This window comes from Comamonas sp. B21-038, assembly GCF_022387135.1.
Taxonomy (GTDB): Bacteria; Pseudomonadota; Gammaproteobacteria; order Burkholderiales; family Burkholderiaceae_C; genus Comamonas; species Comamonas sediminis.
Window position 1 is genome coordinate 2,114,864 of record NZ_CP092462.1, and the last position, 15,927, is coordinate 2,130,790.

10 protein-coding genes and 1 tRNA gene are annotated in these 15,927 nt (G+C 61.6%); 5 read left to right on the forward strand and 6 right to left on the reverse strand.

The genetic code is table 11. The annotated features are described in order from the left end of the window. Nucleotides 1–210 precede the first annotated feature (210 nt). The 3 genes from MJ205_RS09625 to MJ205_RS09635 are packed head-to-tail and all read left to right on the forward strand — an operon-like array spanning nucleotide 211 to nucleotide 6,072. Nucleotides 211–1,395 carry an efflux RND transporter periplasmic adaptor subunit gene (locus tag MJ205_RS09625; RefSeq protein ID WP_239812243.1) on the forward strand — a complete coding sequence of 395 codons (1,185 nt, stop codon included), beginning with the start codon at nucleotides 211–213 and terminating at the stop codon, nucleotides 1,393–1,395. Nucleotides 1,396–1,406: 11 nt separating this feature from the next. Then, nucleotides 1,407–4,610: an efflux RND transporter permease subunit gene (locus MJ205_RS09630; RefSeq protein ID WP_239812707.1), complete on the forward strand. Its 3,204-nt coding sequence runs from the start codon at nucleotides 1,407–1,409 to the stop codon at nucleotides 4,608–4,610. After that, nucleotides 4,603–6,072 carry an efflux transporter outer membrane subunit gene (locus tag MJ205_RS09635; RefSeq protein WP_446715081.1) on the forward strand — a complete coding sequence of 490 codons (1,470 nt, stop codon included), beginning with the start codon at nucleotides 4,603–4,605 and terminating at the stop codon, nucleotides 6,070–6,072. The genes MJ205_RS09630 and MJ205_RS09635 overlap by 8 nt, the downstream gene beginning before the upstream one ends. Nucleotides 6,073–6,567: 495 nt before the next feature. Here the strand turns inward: MJ205_RS09635 and MJ205_RS09640 are convergent. From MJ205_RS09640 to tolB, 5 genes are all read right to left on the reverse strand, one after another. After that, a tRNA-Lys gene (locus tag MJ205_RS09640) sits at nucleotides 6,568–6,643 on the reverse strand. Nucleotides 6,644–6,717: 74 nt separating this feature from the next. After that, on the reverse strand, nucleotides 6,718–7,518 hold the full coding sequence (locus tag MJ205_RS09645; protein ID WP_239812245.1) for a tRNA threonylcarbamoyladenosine dehydratase: 801 nt from the start codon (nucleotides 7,516–7,518) through the stop codon (nucleotides 6,718–6,720). 1 nt (nucleotide 7,519) lies between these two features. Further along, nucleotides 7,520–8,281: a tol-pal system protein YbgF gene (gene ybgF / locus MJ205_RS09650; protein WP_239812246.1), complete on the reverse strand. Its 762-nt coding sequence runs from the start codon at nucleotides 8,279–8,281 to the stop codon at nucleotides 7,520–7,522. Between the two features lie 9 nt (nucleotides 8,282–8,290). After that, on the reverse strand, nucleotides 8,291–8,827 hold the full coding sequence (gene pal / locus MJ205_RS09655; protein ID WP_239812247.1) for a peptidoglycan-associated lipoprotein Pal: 537 nt from the start codon (nucleotides 8,825–8,827) through the stop codon (nucleotides 8,291–8,293). A gap of 58 nt (nucleotides 8,828–8,885) precedes the next feature. Further along, on the reverse strand, nucleotides 8,886–10,199 hold the full coding sequence (tolB, locus tag MJ205_RS09660) for a Tol-Pal system beta propeller repeat protein TolB (protein WP_239812248.1): 1,314 nt from the start codon (nucleotides 10,197–10,199) through the stop codon (nucleotides 8,886–8,888). A gap of 211 nt (nucleotides 10,200–10,410) precedes the next feature. Between tolB and msbA the strand changes: the two genes are divergently transcribed. Both msbA and MJ205_RS09670 read left to right on the forward strand, forming a co-directional pair. Further along, entirely contained in the window at nucleotides 10,411–12,141 is a 1,731-nt protein-coding gene (gene msbA / locus MJ205_RS09665; RefSeq protein ID WP_239812249.1) for a lipid A export permease/ATP-binding protein MsbA, read from the forward strand. 133 nt (nucleotides 12,142–12,274) lie between these two features. Beyond that, on the forward strand, nucleotides 12,275–13,171 hold the full coding sequence (locus tag MJ205_RS09670) for a DNA ligase (RefSeq protein WP_239812250.1): 897 nt from the start codon (nucleotides 12,275–12,277) through the stop codon (nucleotides 13,169–13,171). A 103-nt stretch (nucleotides 13,172–13,274) separates the two neighbouring features. Here the strand turns inward: MJ205_RS09670 and MJ205_RS09675 are convergent, their stop codons facing one another. After that, the gene (locus MJ205_RS09675) at nucleotides 13,275–15,833 is read right to left on the reverse strand and encodes an arginine/lysine/ornithine decarboxylase (protein ID WP_239812251.1); all 2,559 of its coding nucleotides are present in this window, start codon (nucleotides 15,831–15,833) and stop codon (nucleotides 13,275–13,277) included. Between the last annotated feature and the right edge of the window lie 94 nt (nucleotides 15,834–15,927).

The window sequence follows — 15,927 nt, forward strand, 5'->3', positions numbered from 1 at the left end:
TTCCTTTTCGCTTGACTTAAAGTTAACTTTAACTTGAAGAATCCGCTCCGGCAATGACGAGGGAAATTTTTTCTCGCAAGTCATTGAGCCCTTCTGCGTCCCCGTCGCTTGCCGCTCAGGACGGTAGACGCCCGAGTCTTCAAGAAAAGGAATTCCAATATGAGATCAGAGATCTGCCCGCAGGCGACTGCTGCTGGCACAGGTCCTGCGATGGCATCTGCCGTGCGCGTGATCACGCTATCCCTTGCATTGTCCGCCGCACTCATAGCCTGTGGACCCCCAAAGCCACCAGAGGACAGCAGTGCGCCGGGCGAACCAACGCCAGCCGCCGTCACGACTGCCACGGTACGCGCTGAGCCGGTACAGCTGTGGAACCAGTTCAACGGCCGGATTGCTGCGCAGGAAACCGTGGAAATCCGCTCCCGCGTGGCAGGCTACATCGAACATGTCCATTTCCGCGAGGGGCAGCCCGTGCGCAAAGGCCAGTTGCTGTTCAGCATCGATGCCCGCCCCTACCGGGCCTCGTTGGCGAGCGCACAAGCACAACTGCAGCGTGCCAAAGCAGCGACGGAATTGGCTGCCACGCAGGACCGGCGTGCACGCGACTTGGTGGCGGACCGCGCCATCGCTGCTGAAGAAGCCGATAACCGCGCTGGAACGCTGGCCCAAGCCCGAGCCCAGGTAGCGGCTGCCGAAGCTGCGGTGGCAGCCGCCCAACTGGATCTGGGCTTCACCGAAGTCCGTGCCCCCATTGCTGGCATAGCCGGACGCGCGCTGCTGACCACCGGCAACCTTGCGCGCGCGGACGACAGTGTCCTGGTGACCGTGGTTTCTCAAAATCCGGTGTATGTGCATTTCGATGCCGATGAGCAAAGCCTGCTGCGTGGCATGCAAAACAGCAGCGCGGCCCCGAGCGATGCGATGGTGCGTGTCGGCCTGGTCAGCGATGAAGGCTTTCCGCACACGGGCCGCGTGGGCTTCACCGACAACCGGCTGGATCCGCAGACGGGCACGTTGGCACTGCGCGCCACGTTGAACAACGACCAAGGGCTGTTCAAGCCGGGCATGTTTGCGCGGGTGCAAATGCAGGAGCGCAGCACGGTCACCGCCGTACTGATTGACGACAAGGCAGTGCTCACCGACCAGAGCCGCAAATACGTCTATGTCGTGGACGCTGCCCAGCGTGCACAAAGGCGCGATCTGCAGTTGGGGAGGATGGTGGACGGCAAACGCATCGTCGAGTCCGGGCTTGCGCCCGGCGAGCAATTGGTGGTGGCAGGCATGCAGCGCATTTTTTACCCCGGCATGCCATTGGCGCCCCAGCGGTTGGACAGCCAAGCTGCGGGCGCCGCACTGCCGGAAACGCAGAAACCTGCCCAGAAAGCGCAGCCATGAGCAAAGGACACATGGACTTCTCCAAATTCTTCATCGACCGGCCCATCTTCGCGATCGTGCTGTCGGTCATCATGTTCGCCGTTGGACTGATTGCGATTCCTCAGCTGCCGTCTGGCGAATACCCCGAAGTCGTTCCCCCCAGCGTGGTGGTGCGTGCGACCTACCCCGGCGCCAACCCCAAGGAAATCGCCGAATCAGTGGCAGTACCCCTGGAAGAGGCCATCAATGGCGTCGAAGGGCTGATGTACATGAAGTCCGTCGCGGCCTCGGACGGAAGCCTGCAGGTGGTGTCCACCTTCCGCCCGGGCACCGACCCCGACGCCGCTGCGGTGCGGGTGCAAAACCGGGTGAGCCAGGCCCAAAGCCGCCTACCCGAAGAGGTGCGCCAGTACGGAATCACCACGCAAAAGCAATCGGCCACGCCACTGATGTATGTCGGCCTCGTCTCCACGACTGGCAGCCTCGACACGCTGTATCTGCGCAATTACGTCACCTTGCGCGTCAAGGATGAACTCGCGCGCCTCCCCGGCATCGGCGACGTGGGCGTCTACGGCGCTGGTGACTATGCGATGCGCATATGGCTGGACCCGGACAAGGTCGCAGCCCGCCAGCTGACCACCGACCAGGTCATTGCCGCCGTGCGCGAACAGAACGTCCAGGTATCAGCGGGCCAGCTCGGCGCCGAGCCCAGTGGCCGCGCCACGGACACCTTGCTGTCCATCAACGTGCAAGGCCGTCTGCAGAGCGAAGAGGAGTTCGGCAGCATTGTGCTGAAGACAGGCGCCGATGGGCAACTGGTGCGCCTGTCCGATGTGGCCCGGCTGGAGCTGGGTGCCAGCGACTACACACTGCGAGCCTCTCTGGATAACAAACCCATGGCAGCCATCGGCATCTTTCTGACACCGGGCGCCAATGCGCTGGGCGTGGCCCAAGAGGTGTACAAGACGCTGGACCGCCTGTCCGGCGACCTGCCGCCCGGCACCGCGTTCAAGTACCTGTGGGACCCGACCGTCTTTGTGCGGGATTCGATCAAGGCGGTACAGCACACGTTGATCGAAGCCGTGGTCCTGGTCGTCCTGGTGGTCATTGTCTTTCTGCAGACCTGGCGCGCCTCCATCATCCCGCTGCTCGCGGTGCCGGTATCGATTGTCGGCACCTTTGCCTGGCTGTACCTGCTGGGCTACTCGATCAATACCCTGACCTTGTTCGGACTGGTGCTGGCGATCGGGATCGTTGTCGACGACGCGATCGTCGTGGTCGAGAATGTGGAACGCTTCATCGAAAAAGGCCACAGCCCGCGCGATGCCGCGCACCTGGCCATGCAGGAGGTGTCAGGCCCCATCATGGCCATTGCGCTGGTGCTGTGCGCCGTGTTTGTGCCCATGGCGTTTCTCGATGGCATCACTGGCCAGTTCTACAAGCAGTTCGCGGTGACGATTGCCATCTCGACCGTCATCTCGGCCATCAATTCGCTCACCTTGTCGCCCGCCCTTGCGGCCAAGCTGTTGCAGGGCCACGGCGCGCGCAAAGACTGGCTGGCGCGAAGCATGGACACGGGGCTGGGCTGGTTCTTCAGGCGCTTCAACCGCCTGTTCGACCGCAGCGCGCAGCGCTATGAACATGCGGTGGCGCGCTCATTCCAGGGGCGCGGGCTGGTGTTTGCCATCTACCTGGCGCTGCTGGGTGCCACCGCCCTGCTGTTCAACCAGGTGCCCGGTGGCTTTATCCCGATGCAGGACAAGCTTTACCTGTTTGCCGGCGCCAAATTACCCGAGGGCGCATCGCTGCAACGCACCGATGCAGTGACGCAAGAGCTCACGCGCCACGCCCTGGCCATCGACGGGGTGGAATCGGTGCCGGCCTTTGCCGGAATGAATGCGCTGCAGGGAACCAATACACCCAATCTCACCAGCGCCTATGTGATCCTCAAGCCTTTTGCGGAGCGCCAGCGCAGCGCGACGGAGATCAGCAATGCGCTCAACCAAAAGCTCGCGGGCATGGAGGGCGGCTATGGCTATGCGCTGATGCCGCCGCCGATCCAGGGTTTGGGCAATGGATCGGGCTATTCGCTGTTTCTGAAAGACCGCGCCGGCCTGGGCTACGCTGCCCTGCAGCAAGCGCTGGGAGCGTTTCAGGCAGAGATTGCCAAGACCCCGGGCATGCACTACCCCGTCAGCGCCTACCAGTCCAATATTCCGCAGCTCGACGTGAAGGTGGATCGCACCAAGGCGAAAGCCCAGGGCGTCGCCTTGAACGATCTATTCCAGACCCTGCAGGCCTACCTGGGTTCGGTCTACGTGAATGACTTCAATGCGCTGGGCCGCGTCTACCGCGTCGTGCTGCAGGCCGACGCCAGCCACCGCCAGACGGCAGAGGACATCGGAAAACTGCAGACGCGCAACAACCGGGGCGATATGGTGCCGCTGGCCTCCATGGTGTCCCTCGTGCCCAGCTACGGGCCCGATCCGGTTTTGCGCTACAACGGCTTTCCGGCTGCCGACCTCATCGGTGATGCCGATCCTGCCGTTCTGTCGTCGTCAGAGACACTGCTGAAGCTGCGTGACATTGCGGACAAGACCTTGCCACCGGGCATTGAACTGGCTTGGACGGACATGAGCTACCAGCAAGTCGAGCAAAGCCATGCCGCAGCCGTCGTATTCACCCTGGCAGTGATGCTGGTGTTCCTGGTGCTCGCCGCGCTGTACGAGAGCTGGACCATGCCGTTGGCCGTGATTCTGATCGTACCCGTCTGCATTTGTGCGGCGCTGTTTGGCGTCTGGCTGTCAGGCGGCGATAACAATGTCTTTGTCCAGGTGGGCCTGGTGGTGCTGATGGGCCTGGCCTGCAAGAACGCCATCCTCATTGTGGAATTCGCCCGCGAACGCGAGATGCAAGGCGCCAGCACCTGGGATGCCGCACGCGAAGCATGCAGGCTCCGTCTGCGCCCTATCGTCATGACATCCATTGCCTTCATTGCCGGCGCCGTGCCGCTGCTGATCGGCCAGGGCGCTGGCGCGGAAGTACGTGCTGCTACTGGCATTACTGTCTTCTCCGGCATGCTGGGTGTCACGCTCTTTGGGCTGTTCCTCACGCCGGTGTTCTATGTGACTTTGCGCAAGCTCAGTGGCACCCAGCTGCATACATCCGACACTGCAGAGGCATTGAAGCCCGGCCGTGCAGCACCTGCAATCGCCAAGGAGCCGGCACATGACTAAATACCTCCATCTGCGAAGCATCGCTGCCGCCTGTTGCATCAGCTTGTCAGGCTGCAGCGCAGTAGGGCCCGATTTTCATTCGCCGCTTGCTGAAGACAGCCTGCCCACCCGGTTTGCGCAGCAGCAAAGGTCTGCGCAGGCAGATGCGCCGCCATTGCCTTCCACCGATATCCACGATGCCCCATTCTGGAACCAGTTCGGCGACCCGCTACTCACCCAGCTGGTACAGCAAGCGCTGCAGAACAACAACGACCTGGGTGCGGCGCTGGCAAGGCTCCAGTCGGCGGAGGCGCTTTTCAGGCAATCAGGAATGGATCGCTTCCCCACGGTCACGATGAACGCCGAGGGCCGGCAGCAAAAGCGCAGTGCTGCGCAAAACAGCCCGGGGCAGCCACGGTCGGCTCGCCTCTACAGCAGTGCCATCACCGCGCAATGGGAGCTGGATTTTCTGGGGCGCATCTCGCGGTCGGTGGAGGCAGCGCAGGCCAGCATGCAAGCGACGCAAGCCGATGTCGCGGGACTGCAAATCATCATCGCAGCACAGGTGGCAGACGCCTACACCCAATTGCGCGGCGCCCAGCTGCGCCTGCAGATTGCACGGGCTGCTGAGAAAAACCAGCGCAGCACCCTGCGGCTGGTCGAGCGGCGCTTGCAGGCAGGACGCAGCACCGATCTGGACGCCGCCCGTGCGAGGGCTCAGTGGCTGAACACGCAGGCGCGGGTTCCCGGATGGCAGACGCAGATGGCGGTTCAACAGCATCGCCTGGCGGTGCTGCTGGGTCTTTCGCCGGATCGCTTGTCAGCCCAGCTCTCCAACACAGCTGCGTTGCCAGCCATGCCATCCGCGCTGGACCCGGGGGCGCCCGCTCATCTGCTGCGGCGCAGGCCTGACGTCGCCGCAGCAGAATTGCGCCTCCATGCCGCCACAGCACGCATTGGTGTCGCGACAGCGGACCTGTTCCCCCGCCTCTCGCTGGGCGCTGTGCTGGGCAGCACCACGCTGGCCGGCCGCCATCTTTTTGCGGGTGACACCCTGCAAAGCAGTGCCTTTCTCGGCATCGACTGGTCGTTCCTGGATGTGGGCCGCGTGCGCGCCCGCATTGCAGCGAGCCAGGCAGATGCCGCCGAGGCCCTGTCGCTGTACCAGCAAAGTGTGCTGCTGGCGTTGGAAGAAACCGAGAACGCGTTGGCAACGGTGCATCGCAACCGCGACGAGCTCAGCGCTTTGAAGGAAGCGCAGGCCGAAAGGGACCAGGCTGAGCAGCTGGCCCAGCGCATGTACCGAGGCGGCTCCATCAGCTTGTACGAAGTGCTGGAAGCCCAGCATGAGCAGCTGGCAGCGCAGGATGCCCGAGCCCAAAGCCAGATCGCTGGCGTACGTTCGAGCATTGCGCTGTACAAGGCACTGGCAGGTGGGTGGACTGGGCTGCCGCAGCCAGCAGAGACACTCGCCGCTAAGTGACGGTGAGACGGGGCATATGGACGCTGGGATCCCGCAGCACAGTGCCTTGTCTCCGCCAAGACCGGCCATGGAAACATGCGGATGACATGGCGCGGTTACGCTCGAACGGAATCCATGAAACACGCGGCAGCAGAAATACCCGTTGCAAAAGCTCAAGCCACTAGGCCGGAAGCGATGAACTCGGGCCAACGGTTTAGTTTCAAAGAGTTACATACAGCTTCACAGGAGAGACAAACTCCCACCCAGATGCTTGCTTACGATCGTCGCAAGTCATTGGCATTGCTGACGAATCAGCCCTTTGCAGAGATCCCTCCCGCCCGTACCCTGCGGGCATTTAAGCCATCCTAGCCGGTGGCTTTTTTTTCTGTCTGAGTGCGTGCGCAGCTGCAAAGCCAACCGACAGATTGCGGAATATTCCCTGAGATCACGGACAAACAGACAAGAAAAAAGCCCCTGCGCGATTTGCGCAAGGGCTTGATTCAAATAACCAATGTTTGGTGGGTCCTGCGAGATTCGAACTCGCGACCAACGGATTAAAAGTCCGCTGCTCTACCGACTGAGCTAAAGACCCGCCGCGTTTGCTTGACAAATTCCTAAGAAGAGGTCTTGCTCACAACAGACTTAGATTATAGCGTAGGTTTTTTGTCATTTTTGGGAATGCGCCAATTTTTCCAGAATCCAGCTCGCAGCGCACATGCCAAAGGTTGCGGTCACCGCCACTGACGACCCATAGCCGTGGCAGTTCAGCGAACCATCACCATCGACCGCGCAGGAAGGATCAGGGCCAGCGACGGCTTCCTGGCTGTAGATGCAGGCCACGTTCATCTTCTTGCCATCCTTGGGGGCACCATATTCTTTGCGCAAACGGTAGCGCACCTGGGCAAGCAAAGGGTCGTGCGTCGTCTGCGACAGGTCGGCCTGCTCCACCTTCCATGCCAGGCGCTTGCCGCCCGCCGCACCGATGCAGACGAAAGGCCGCTGGTTGCGCCGCCCCCAGCTGGCCATCGCAGCCTTGGCACGCACCTGGTCGCAGGCATCGACAAAGCCGTCGACGCCGTCAAGCAGTGCAGCGCAGTTCTCGGCGGTGAGGAAATCTTCGACCACCTCGACGACACAATGGGGGTTGATCTGGCGGATACGGTCGCGCATCGCATCGACCTTGGCCATGCCAATCGTGTCGGTCAATGCATGGATCTGCCGGTTGATGTTGGACTCGGCCACATTGTCCAGGTCGATCAGCCGAAGGCGGGCAACGCCACTTCGGGCCAGCGCTTCGGCCGTCCAGGAACCTACGCCCCCGATGCCGATGACGGCGATGCAGCTTGCGCGCATTTGCGCGGCCGGCTCGACACCAAACAGGCGGTCCAAGCCGCCAAAGCGCCTTTGCGTGTCAACGTCCACTTCGGCGTCCTGCCGATCGGGCGCCGATGGAGACGGTGCACTCATATCACTTCAGTTTGGAGAGGCGCTCTTTGGCCGCTGTGGCCGCATCGCTTTGCGGGTAGGCGGCGATCAGGTCTTCCAAGGTCTTGCGGGCAGCCTTGGTGTCCTTGAGCTCGATCTGGCAATTGGCAATCGACAGTGCCGAATCAGGCGCACGCATGTGCTCGGGCGCCTGGGCCAGGATCAGCTTGAAATTATCGATAGCAGGCTTGTAGTCGCGGGTAGCGTAATACGCATTGCCCAGCCAAAAGCGTGCCGAGGGCACGTAGCCACTCTTGGGATAACGCTGGATGAAGCTGCTGAACACGCCCGCGGCATCGGCAAACTTGCCGGTGCGAAACACGCCCAGGGCGGCTTCAAAATCTCGCTTTTCAGCAGGGTCGGCTTTGAACTCCTGCCCATCTACGGTGACCGAAACGGGTTCAAACTGCTGGAGCCGGGCTTCAACACCCTTGGCCAAATCAGTCTGACCGCGCTTCAGATCGGCAACCTCACGTCGCAGAGTTTCGTTTTCGCCACGCAGCTTGTTCATCTCGCCACGCATGGATTCAATCTGCGATTGAAAGTCCAGCAGGCTGCGACGCACTTGCGAGGTGTCCTCACCATTTTGGTTGTTGCCTTGCGTCAGCTGATCAACGCGCTGACGCAGCTCAAGGATGGCGCGGCGTGCGTCGCCATCTTCGAACAAAGCGGCCTGGGAGGTACTTGCACAGGCCATCAATGCGGCCAGTGCAATCCAACGGGGAGTACTGCGAGTGAGGTTCATGGAGCCTTATTAACGGTAGTTCAGTTCAACGCGGCGGTTTTGGGCGTGCGCATCTTCCGAGTTACCTTCAGCAGCCAGCTTTTCCTTGCCGAACGACACGGCTTCGAGTTGGCTGTCGCTCACGCCCAGCACGGTCAGCGAACGGCGCACGGCCTCAGCACGCTTTTGGCCCAGGGCCAGGTTGTACTCACGGCCACCGCGGTTGTCGGTGTTGCCTTCCAGCATGACCTTGCGCGACGGGTTGGCCTTCAGGAAGCGTGCGTGTGCATCCAGCATCGATTGTGCATCTGGCTTGACCGAGTAGCTGTCGAAGTCAAAGTAAACAATGCGTGCAACGCCGACGGGGCCTTGGCCGTTGGCTGCGCTGCTGTTCAGGTCCACGCCTGGCACCGTGCTTTGGCCTGCACCACCGGTGCCAGCGCCTTGACCAGCGGTAACGCCACCCTTGTCTTCGACAGGTGCGTTATCCAGAGGAGGTGCAGAGCTGCAACCAGCCAACACGGCAGCGGCCACCAGGGCCAACGAAGCTTTCTTCAATGACAACATGTATAACTCTCCGAAACGATTTTCTCGTATAAAAATAATTGACTCGCCAAAACCAATCTTAGGGCTGGTATGGGCCCCAATCGGGCTCCCGTATGTCTCCGCTCTGCCCTGCCAGTCGTGCTTTGATCTTGCCGTCCAGCGTCGTAGTCATGAGGGCTTCACGACCGCCTTCGCGGGTTGCATAGACGATGAGTCGGCTGTTCGGAGCAAAACTGGGGCTTTCATCACTTGTGGTGTCTGTGACCGACACTGGAGTTCCGGAAGCCAGATCCATGACCTGCAATTTATATCCACCACCGGCGCGCGTGATGTAAGCAAGTGTCTTGCCATCAGGACTGATGGAAGGAGAAATGTTGTAGGACCCGCTAAACGTGACGCGCTCAGCATTACCACCTTGGGCGCCTACGCGGTAGATCTGCGGCGCACCGCCACGGTCGCTGACGAAGTAGATATAGCGGCCGTCCTTCGAATAGGTGGGCTCGGTGTCAATGCCGCTGCTTTGCATCAGACGGCGAGGCTCACCACCGCTCGAAGGGATGGTATAGAGCTGCGAGCCGCCATCGCGGCTCAGGGTGACCGCCAAGGTGCTGCCATCGGGCGACCAGGCCGGTGCGCTGTTGGAGCCCCGGAAGTTGGCGATCAGGCGGCGGCGGCCGGACGAGACCTCGTGCACATAGACCACGGGCTTGCGCGACTCGAAGGACACATAGGCCAGCTGCGTGCCGGCGGGCGACCAGGTGGGCGAGATGATGGGCTCTGGGCTGGCCAGTGCCGACTGTGCATTCTCACCGTCAGAGTCTGCCACCCACAGCGTGTAGCGGGGGCCGGCCTTGGTCACGTAGGCGATGCGGGTCGAGAACACGCCTTTTTCGCCGGTGATCTTTTCGTAGATGTAGTCCGAAATCTTGTGCGCCACCAAGCGCAGATCGGCTTGCGGCACGCTGTAGCTCTGACCGCCCATGTCGGCGCCCTTGACGGCATCCCACAGACGAAAACGCACATCAAACCCATTGGCGCCCCGGGTCACGCTACCGACCGACAGGTACTCGGCGCCTGCGGCCGACCACTTGGCGACATCGGGACGCGAGCTCTCATCGAGTTGTTCGCCTGAAGCATCGACTGGCTTGAACAGACCGCTGCGGATCAGATCGGCCTGCACGATGGCAGAGATCTTTTGCGGCGACGCATCTTCGCCCCGGAACTTGGGCAAGGCGATGGGGATTTGCTTGATGCCAACGCCACTGATCTCAACCCGGAACTGCGCCAGGGCGGGAACTGCAGGGGCTGCGAGTGCAGCACCTAGAACGTGACGACGATGGAATAGCGGCTTGGCCGCCTCCGAGAGAAGAGATGGGAAGCGAGTTTTAGTCATTACCGACCATCATAAATGCGCTATGCATGACAAGCCCTGAAGGCTGCAGGATGTTACACACCCCACAAATTCTTTATTATCGTTCAACGTCGACAGCCGTGCATTTTAGAATCACCTCTACATGTCCACAACTGAAAAACCATCTTCTGCACGTGCATCTGACGCGCCAGCGGGCGCTGAAGGCCACAATCCGGCCGCTAGCGTTGCGCAGATGCCACTGCGCGCACGCTTGTCGCGCCTGGCGCCCTACTTTGGCTACCAACGCTGGACCTGGGTACTGGCGATCCTGGCGACGATCGTGGTAGCAGGCACCGAGCCGGCTATTCCCGCACTGCTCAAGCCTTTGCTGGACCAGGGCTTCACCGGTGGCACCTTGCCGCTGTGGGCAGTGCCGGTCACCATCGTCGGCGTCTTTTTCATCCGAGGTCTGGCGCAGTTCATCAACCAATACGCACTCGCACGCATTGCCAATGACGGCATGATGCGCCTGCGCGAGAACCTCTTCGGCCGGGTGCTCGATGCACACCTGGGCCTTTTTACCAAGCAATCGGCCAGTGCGCTGTCCAACACCGTGGTGTACGAGGTGCAAAACGGCTCCACACTCATCGTGCAGGCCTTGCTGATGCTCTCGCGCGATGGCTTCACGGTCATTGCACTGTTGATGTATTTGCTCTACCTGAACTGGCAGCTGACCTTGATCGTCGCCGTGCTGCTGCCCAGCGTGTCGTGGATCATGAAGAAGCTCTCCAAGCGCCTCTACCACATCACCAAGGCCAGTCAGCAGGCCACCGATGAGCTGGCCTATGTGGTCGAAGAAAACGTGCTGGCACACCGCATGGTGCGCATCCACGCCGCCCAGGCCAGCCAGTCGGGCCGCTTCCAGATTCTGAGCCGCAAGCTGCGCCAGCTGGCCATCAAGGCCACCATCGCATCGGCAGCGATGACGCCTCTCACCCAGCTGCTGGCGGCCGTCGCACTGTCTGCGGTGATCTGCATTGCGCTGTGGCAAAGCCGCACCACCGGCATCAATGCCAAGGATGTGACCGTCGGCGGCTTTGTGGCCTTTATCTCCGCGATGCTGATGCTGATTGCGCCTATCCGCCGCCTGGCCGATGTGGCCAACCCGTTGACCCGGGGCGTAGCTGCGTTGGAACGCGGACTGGGCTTGCTCGAAGAAATCCCGCCCGAACAAGGCGGTGGCTACAAGACGGAACAAGCACGTGGTGCCATTGCGCTGCAGGATGTGAGCGTGGGGTTTGGCGAAGACAAGGCCCCGGCGCTGCGCCACCTGAGCCTGACCATCCACCCGGGCGAAGTGGTGGCGCTGGTCGGCCCGTCGGGCGCCGGCAAAACCACGCTGGTCAACCTGCTGCCGCGCTTTGTGGAGCCCAGCGAGGGCCAGATCAGCATTGATGGCGTGGCGCTGGGCGACTGGGACCTGCACAGCCTGCGCAGCCAGTTTGCGATGGTGAGCCAGGACGTGGTGATGTTCAACGACACCATCGCCGCCAATGTGGCGCTGGGCCAGGATGTGGACGAAAAACGCCTGCTCGAATGCCTGGCTGCCGCCAATCTGCAGGACTTTGTCGAACGCCAGCCGCAGGGCATCTACAGCCTGGTCGGCCACAATGCCAACCAGTTGTCGGGCGGCCAGCGCCAGCGCCTGGCCATTGCCCGCGCGCTGTACAAGAATGCGCCGATCCTGATCCTCGACGAAGCCACGTCGGCCCTCGATACCGAGTCCGAACGTCTCGTGCAAGAAGCCCTCTCGCGCCTGATGCAGGGCCGCACCACCCTGGTCATCGCCCACCGCTTGTCCACGATCGAACATGCCGACCGTGTGGTGGTGATGGAGCGCGGCCAGGTCGTGGAGCAAGGTACGCACCAGCAACTGATCGACTTGGGCGGCCTGTACGCACGCCTGCAGTCGCGCCCCCACTGAACCCACGGGGCCTCAGCAGGAGGCCCCAACATCTGCTTACCGCGCAGAACCACAGCGGCGGGTGACAGCCTTGCGCTATCGCCGCTAGCATGCAGATAGACGACCATCCCGGTCGCTATTTGGAGGGGGCTGCATGCGTAGTTATTTCTTACCCAGTTGGCGCCAGCTCTGGCTGGCCGCCCTGCTCTGCTGTTGGGCAGCACTGGCCCAGGCCAGCAACAAGCCAGCCTTGTGGCTTGCGCAAAAATACCCCGGTGGCTTGGATCTGCAGCAGTACTGGGTGAGTGAGAAATACGACGGAGTGCGCGGCTACTGGGATGGCCAAGCCCTGTGGACCCGCCAAGGCACAGCCATTACTGCCCCGGCCTGGTACACCGCTGGCTGGCCAGCCACGCCGATGGAGGGTGAGCTATGGGCCGGGCGCGGCCAGTTTGCACGCGCCCAGTCCATCACCAGCAAAGCCACGCCGGCGGATGCCGACTGGCAAGCCCTGCGCTTCATGGTGTTTGATGCGCCTGCCACGCCCGGCAGTTTTACCGAGCGCCTGCAGGCCATTGCGCAGTTTGTAGACGCTGTGCAGCAGCCCTGGGTAAAGGCCACGCCGCAATGGCGGGAGAGCGAGGAAGCCCGCCTGATGGCGCAGATGCAGCGCATCGTGCGCGAAGGTGGCGAAGGGCTGATGCTGCACAAGGCCAGCGCCGCCTACCGCAGTGGACGCAGCGGCGATGTGCTCAAGCTCAAACCGCATGAGGATGCCGAAGCCCAGGTGGTGGGCCATGCACCGGGACGCGGCAAATACGAAGGGATGACTGGCGCCTTGCTGGTCCGCACTGCCGATGGTATTGACTTCAAACTGGGCAGCGGTTTGAGCGATGCGCAGCGCCGCGATCCACCCGCCCTCGGCAGCTGGGTCACCTACCGCTACCGTGGCCTGCACGACAGCGGCAAGCCGCGCTTTGCCAGCTTTTGGCGCGTGCGTGAAGAAGGCATGCCACCCTCCCCGGCAAGCGACCTGGCAAGCACGCCATGAGTGACGAACAGGCATAAAAAAAGCAGCGCATTGCGCTGCTTTTGAGGTGAGGCGAGCGTGACACAGGAGTCTCAAAATCCCCCGCAGTTACGCCCCTGCCCGATCAGACCTTGGGCGTGCGTGGCTTGGCCACACGGCGCGGCTTGGGCGCGGCTTGCGGCGTCTTGGCCACGGGCGACACCACACCCTCGCTGGCATCACCCAAGGGCTTTTCAGCGTTGAGCGACTTCTTCATCGCAGCGGTGCTGCGCTTTTTGGCCGACGATGCGGGCGCCTTGCCTTCCAGCATGGGGCTGCGCTTCTTCGACGATGCCACTGGGGCGGAAACCACCTGGGTCTGCATTGCCTGGTCGCTGGCGTCCATCGCGACGCAGTCGGCGTAGTAACGCACTTCGCCACTTTCTTCGTCCACCAGTTCGACCAGGCCGTGGATATCGGTCTCAAAACCTGGGCAGAGCTTGGAGAACTCACGTGCAAAGATGAGGTAGTCCACGATCTTCTTGTTGAAGACTTCACCAGGAATCAGCAACGGAATGCCGGGTGGGTAAGGCGTGACCAGACCCACGGTAACGCGGCCTTCCAGATGGTCGATCTCTACACGCTCGGTCTTGCGGCGCGCGATGTGCGCAAACGCGTCCGACGGCTTCATAGCAGGCGTCAGGTCCGACAGGTACATCTCCGTGGTCAGACGGGCGATGTCGTACTTGGCATAGAGCTGGTGCACGTGCTGGCACAGATCCTTCAGACCCATGCGCTCATAGCGCTTGTGCTGCTGGCAGAACTCGGGAAGGATGCGCCACATCGGCTGGTTCTTCTCGTAGTCGTCCTTGAACTGCTGCAGCGCGGTCAGCATCGTGTTCCAGCGGCCCTTGGTGATGCCAATGGTGAACATGATGAAGAACGAGTACAAACCGGTCTTCTCGACCACCACGCCGTGCTCGGCCAGGTACTTGGTGACGATGGACGCGGGGATGCCGGTCTCGTCGAAGTCGCCGTCCAGGTCCAGACCGGGCGTCACGATGGTGGACTTGATCGGGTCCAGCATGTTGAAGCCATCGGCCAGATCGCCAAAGCCGTGCCAGTTGTCGAACTCCTTGCCGTTCTTGCCCTTGGTCTTGCGCGATGCATCCGGGCCACGAATGATCCAGTCCTGGGCCGAGCCCACGCCTTCATCGGCCAGGGCTTCGGGGCCCCAGACCTGGAACCACCAGTCGTCCTCGCCAAATTCCTCGTCCACCTTGCGCATCGCACGGCGGAAGTCCAGCGCCTCCAGGATCGACTCCTCCACCAGCGCGGTGCCGCCGGGCGGCTCCATCATCGCAGCGGCCACATCGCAGCTGGCGATGATGCTGTACTGCGGGCTGGTCGAGGTGTGCATCAGGTACGCCTCGTTGAACAGGTTGAAGTCCAGCTTTTGGGTCTGGCTGTCCTGCACCAGCACGTGCGATGCCTGGCTGATACCGGCCAGCAACTTGTGGATGGACTGGGTGGCATACACCACCGAGTGTTTCGGGCGCGCGCGCTTCTTGCCCATGGCGTGGTAGCTGCCATAGAAGGGGTGGAAGGCCGCATGTGGCAACCAGGCTTCGTCAAAGTGCAGGTTGTCGACATAGCCATCGAGCTTTTGCTTGATGGTCTCGGTGTTGTAGAGCACGCCGTCGTAGGTCGATTGCGTCAGGGTCAGCACACGGGGCTTGACCGTTTTTGGATCGACTCCCTTGAGCAGCGGGTTCGCAGCAATCTTGGCCTCGATGGTCTTGGGCGAGAACTCGCTCTCATGGATCGGGCCGATGATGCCGAAGTGGTTGCGCGTGGGCTTCAGGAACACCGGAATCGCACCCGTCATGATGATGGAATGCAGGATGGACTTGTGGCAGTTGCGGTCCACCACCACCACATCGCCGGGCGCTACCGTGTGGTGCCAAACCATCTTGTTCGAGGTCGAGGTACCGTTAGTCACAAAGAAGCAGTGGTCGGCATTGAAGATGCGCGCCGCATTGCGCTCGCTCTCACCAATCGCGCCGTTGTGGTCCAGCAGCTGGCCCAGCTCTTCCACAGCGTTGCAGACGTCGGAGCGCAGCATGTTCTCGCCATAGAACTGGTGGTACATCTGGCCAATCGGGCTCTTCAAGAAAGCCACACCGCCGCCGTGACCGGGGCAGTGCCAGCTGTAGGAGCCGTCTTCGGCGTAATCCAGCAGCGCCTTGAAGAACGGTGGCTGGATGCCTTCGAGGTAGTTCTTGGCTTCGCGCAGGATGTGCTTGGCCACGAACTCGGGCGTGTCCTCGAACATGTGGATGAAGCCGTGCAGCTCACGCAGGATGTCGTTGGGCAGGTGGCGGCTGGTCTTGGTTTCGCCGTAGATGTAGATCGGCACATCGGGATTCTTGCGTCGCACTTCGGTGATGAAGTCACGCAGGTTGTGCACGATCTGGTCATCACCGCCGCCCAGTTGGAACTCCTCGTCATCGATCGACAGGATGAAGGCACTGGCGCGGCTTTGCTGCTGCGCAAACTGGCTCAGGTCACCGTAGCTGGTCACGCCCAGCACCTCAAAGCCCTCCTCCTCGATGGCATGCGCCAGATCGCGGATGCTCAGGCCGGAAGTGTTTTCCGAGCGAAAGTCCTCGTCAATGATGACGATGGGAAAGCGAAACTTCATGGGCGTTCCCGCAGCCGCGGGCCTCAGTAAAACAATCGAAACAGCCGCGAAGTGTACGGAATTTGCACGCCCTTTTTATGTATCCTGCATCAAT

Coding starts and splice junctions, on each gene's coding strand:
- MJ205_RS09630 (WP_239812707.1), top strand. CDS start 1,407: ATGGACTTCTCCAAATTCTTCATCGACCGGCCCATCTTCGCGATCGTG.
- msbA (WP_239812249.1), top strand. CDS start 10,411: ATGCCACTGCGCGCACGCTTGTCGCGCCTGGCGCCCTACTTTGGCTAC.
- tolB (WP_239812248.1), bottom strand. CDS start 10,199: ATGACTAAAACTCGCTTCCCATCTCTTCTCTCGGAGGCGGCCAAGCCG.
- MJ205_RS09670 (WP_239812250.1), top strand. CDS start 12,275: ATGCGTAGTTATTTCTTACCCAGTTGGCGCCAGCTCTGGCTGGCCGCC.
- pal (WP_239812247.1), bottom strand. CDS start 8,827: ATGTTGTCATTGAAGAAAGCTTCGTTGGCCCTGGTGGCCGCTGCCGTG.
- MJ205_RS09625 (WP_239812243.1), top strand. CDS start 211: ATGGCATCTGCCGTGCGCGTGATCACGCTATCCCTTGCATTGTCCGCC.
- MJ205_RS09635 (WP_446715081.1), top strand. CDS start 4,603: ATGACTAAATACCTCCATCTGCGAAGCATCGCTGCCGCCTGTTGCATC.
- ybgF (WP_239812246.1), bottom strand. CDS start 8,281: ATGAACCTCACTCGCAGTACTCCCCGTTGGATTGCACTGGCCGCATTG.
- MJ205_RS09645 (WP_239812245.1), bottom strand. CDS start 7,518: ATGAGTGCACCGTCTCCATCGGCGCCCGATCGGCAGGACGCCGAAGTG.
- MJ205_RS09675 (WP_239812251.1), bottom strand. CDS start 15,833: ATGAAGTTTCGCTTTCCCATCGTCATCATTGACGAGGACTTTCGCTCG.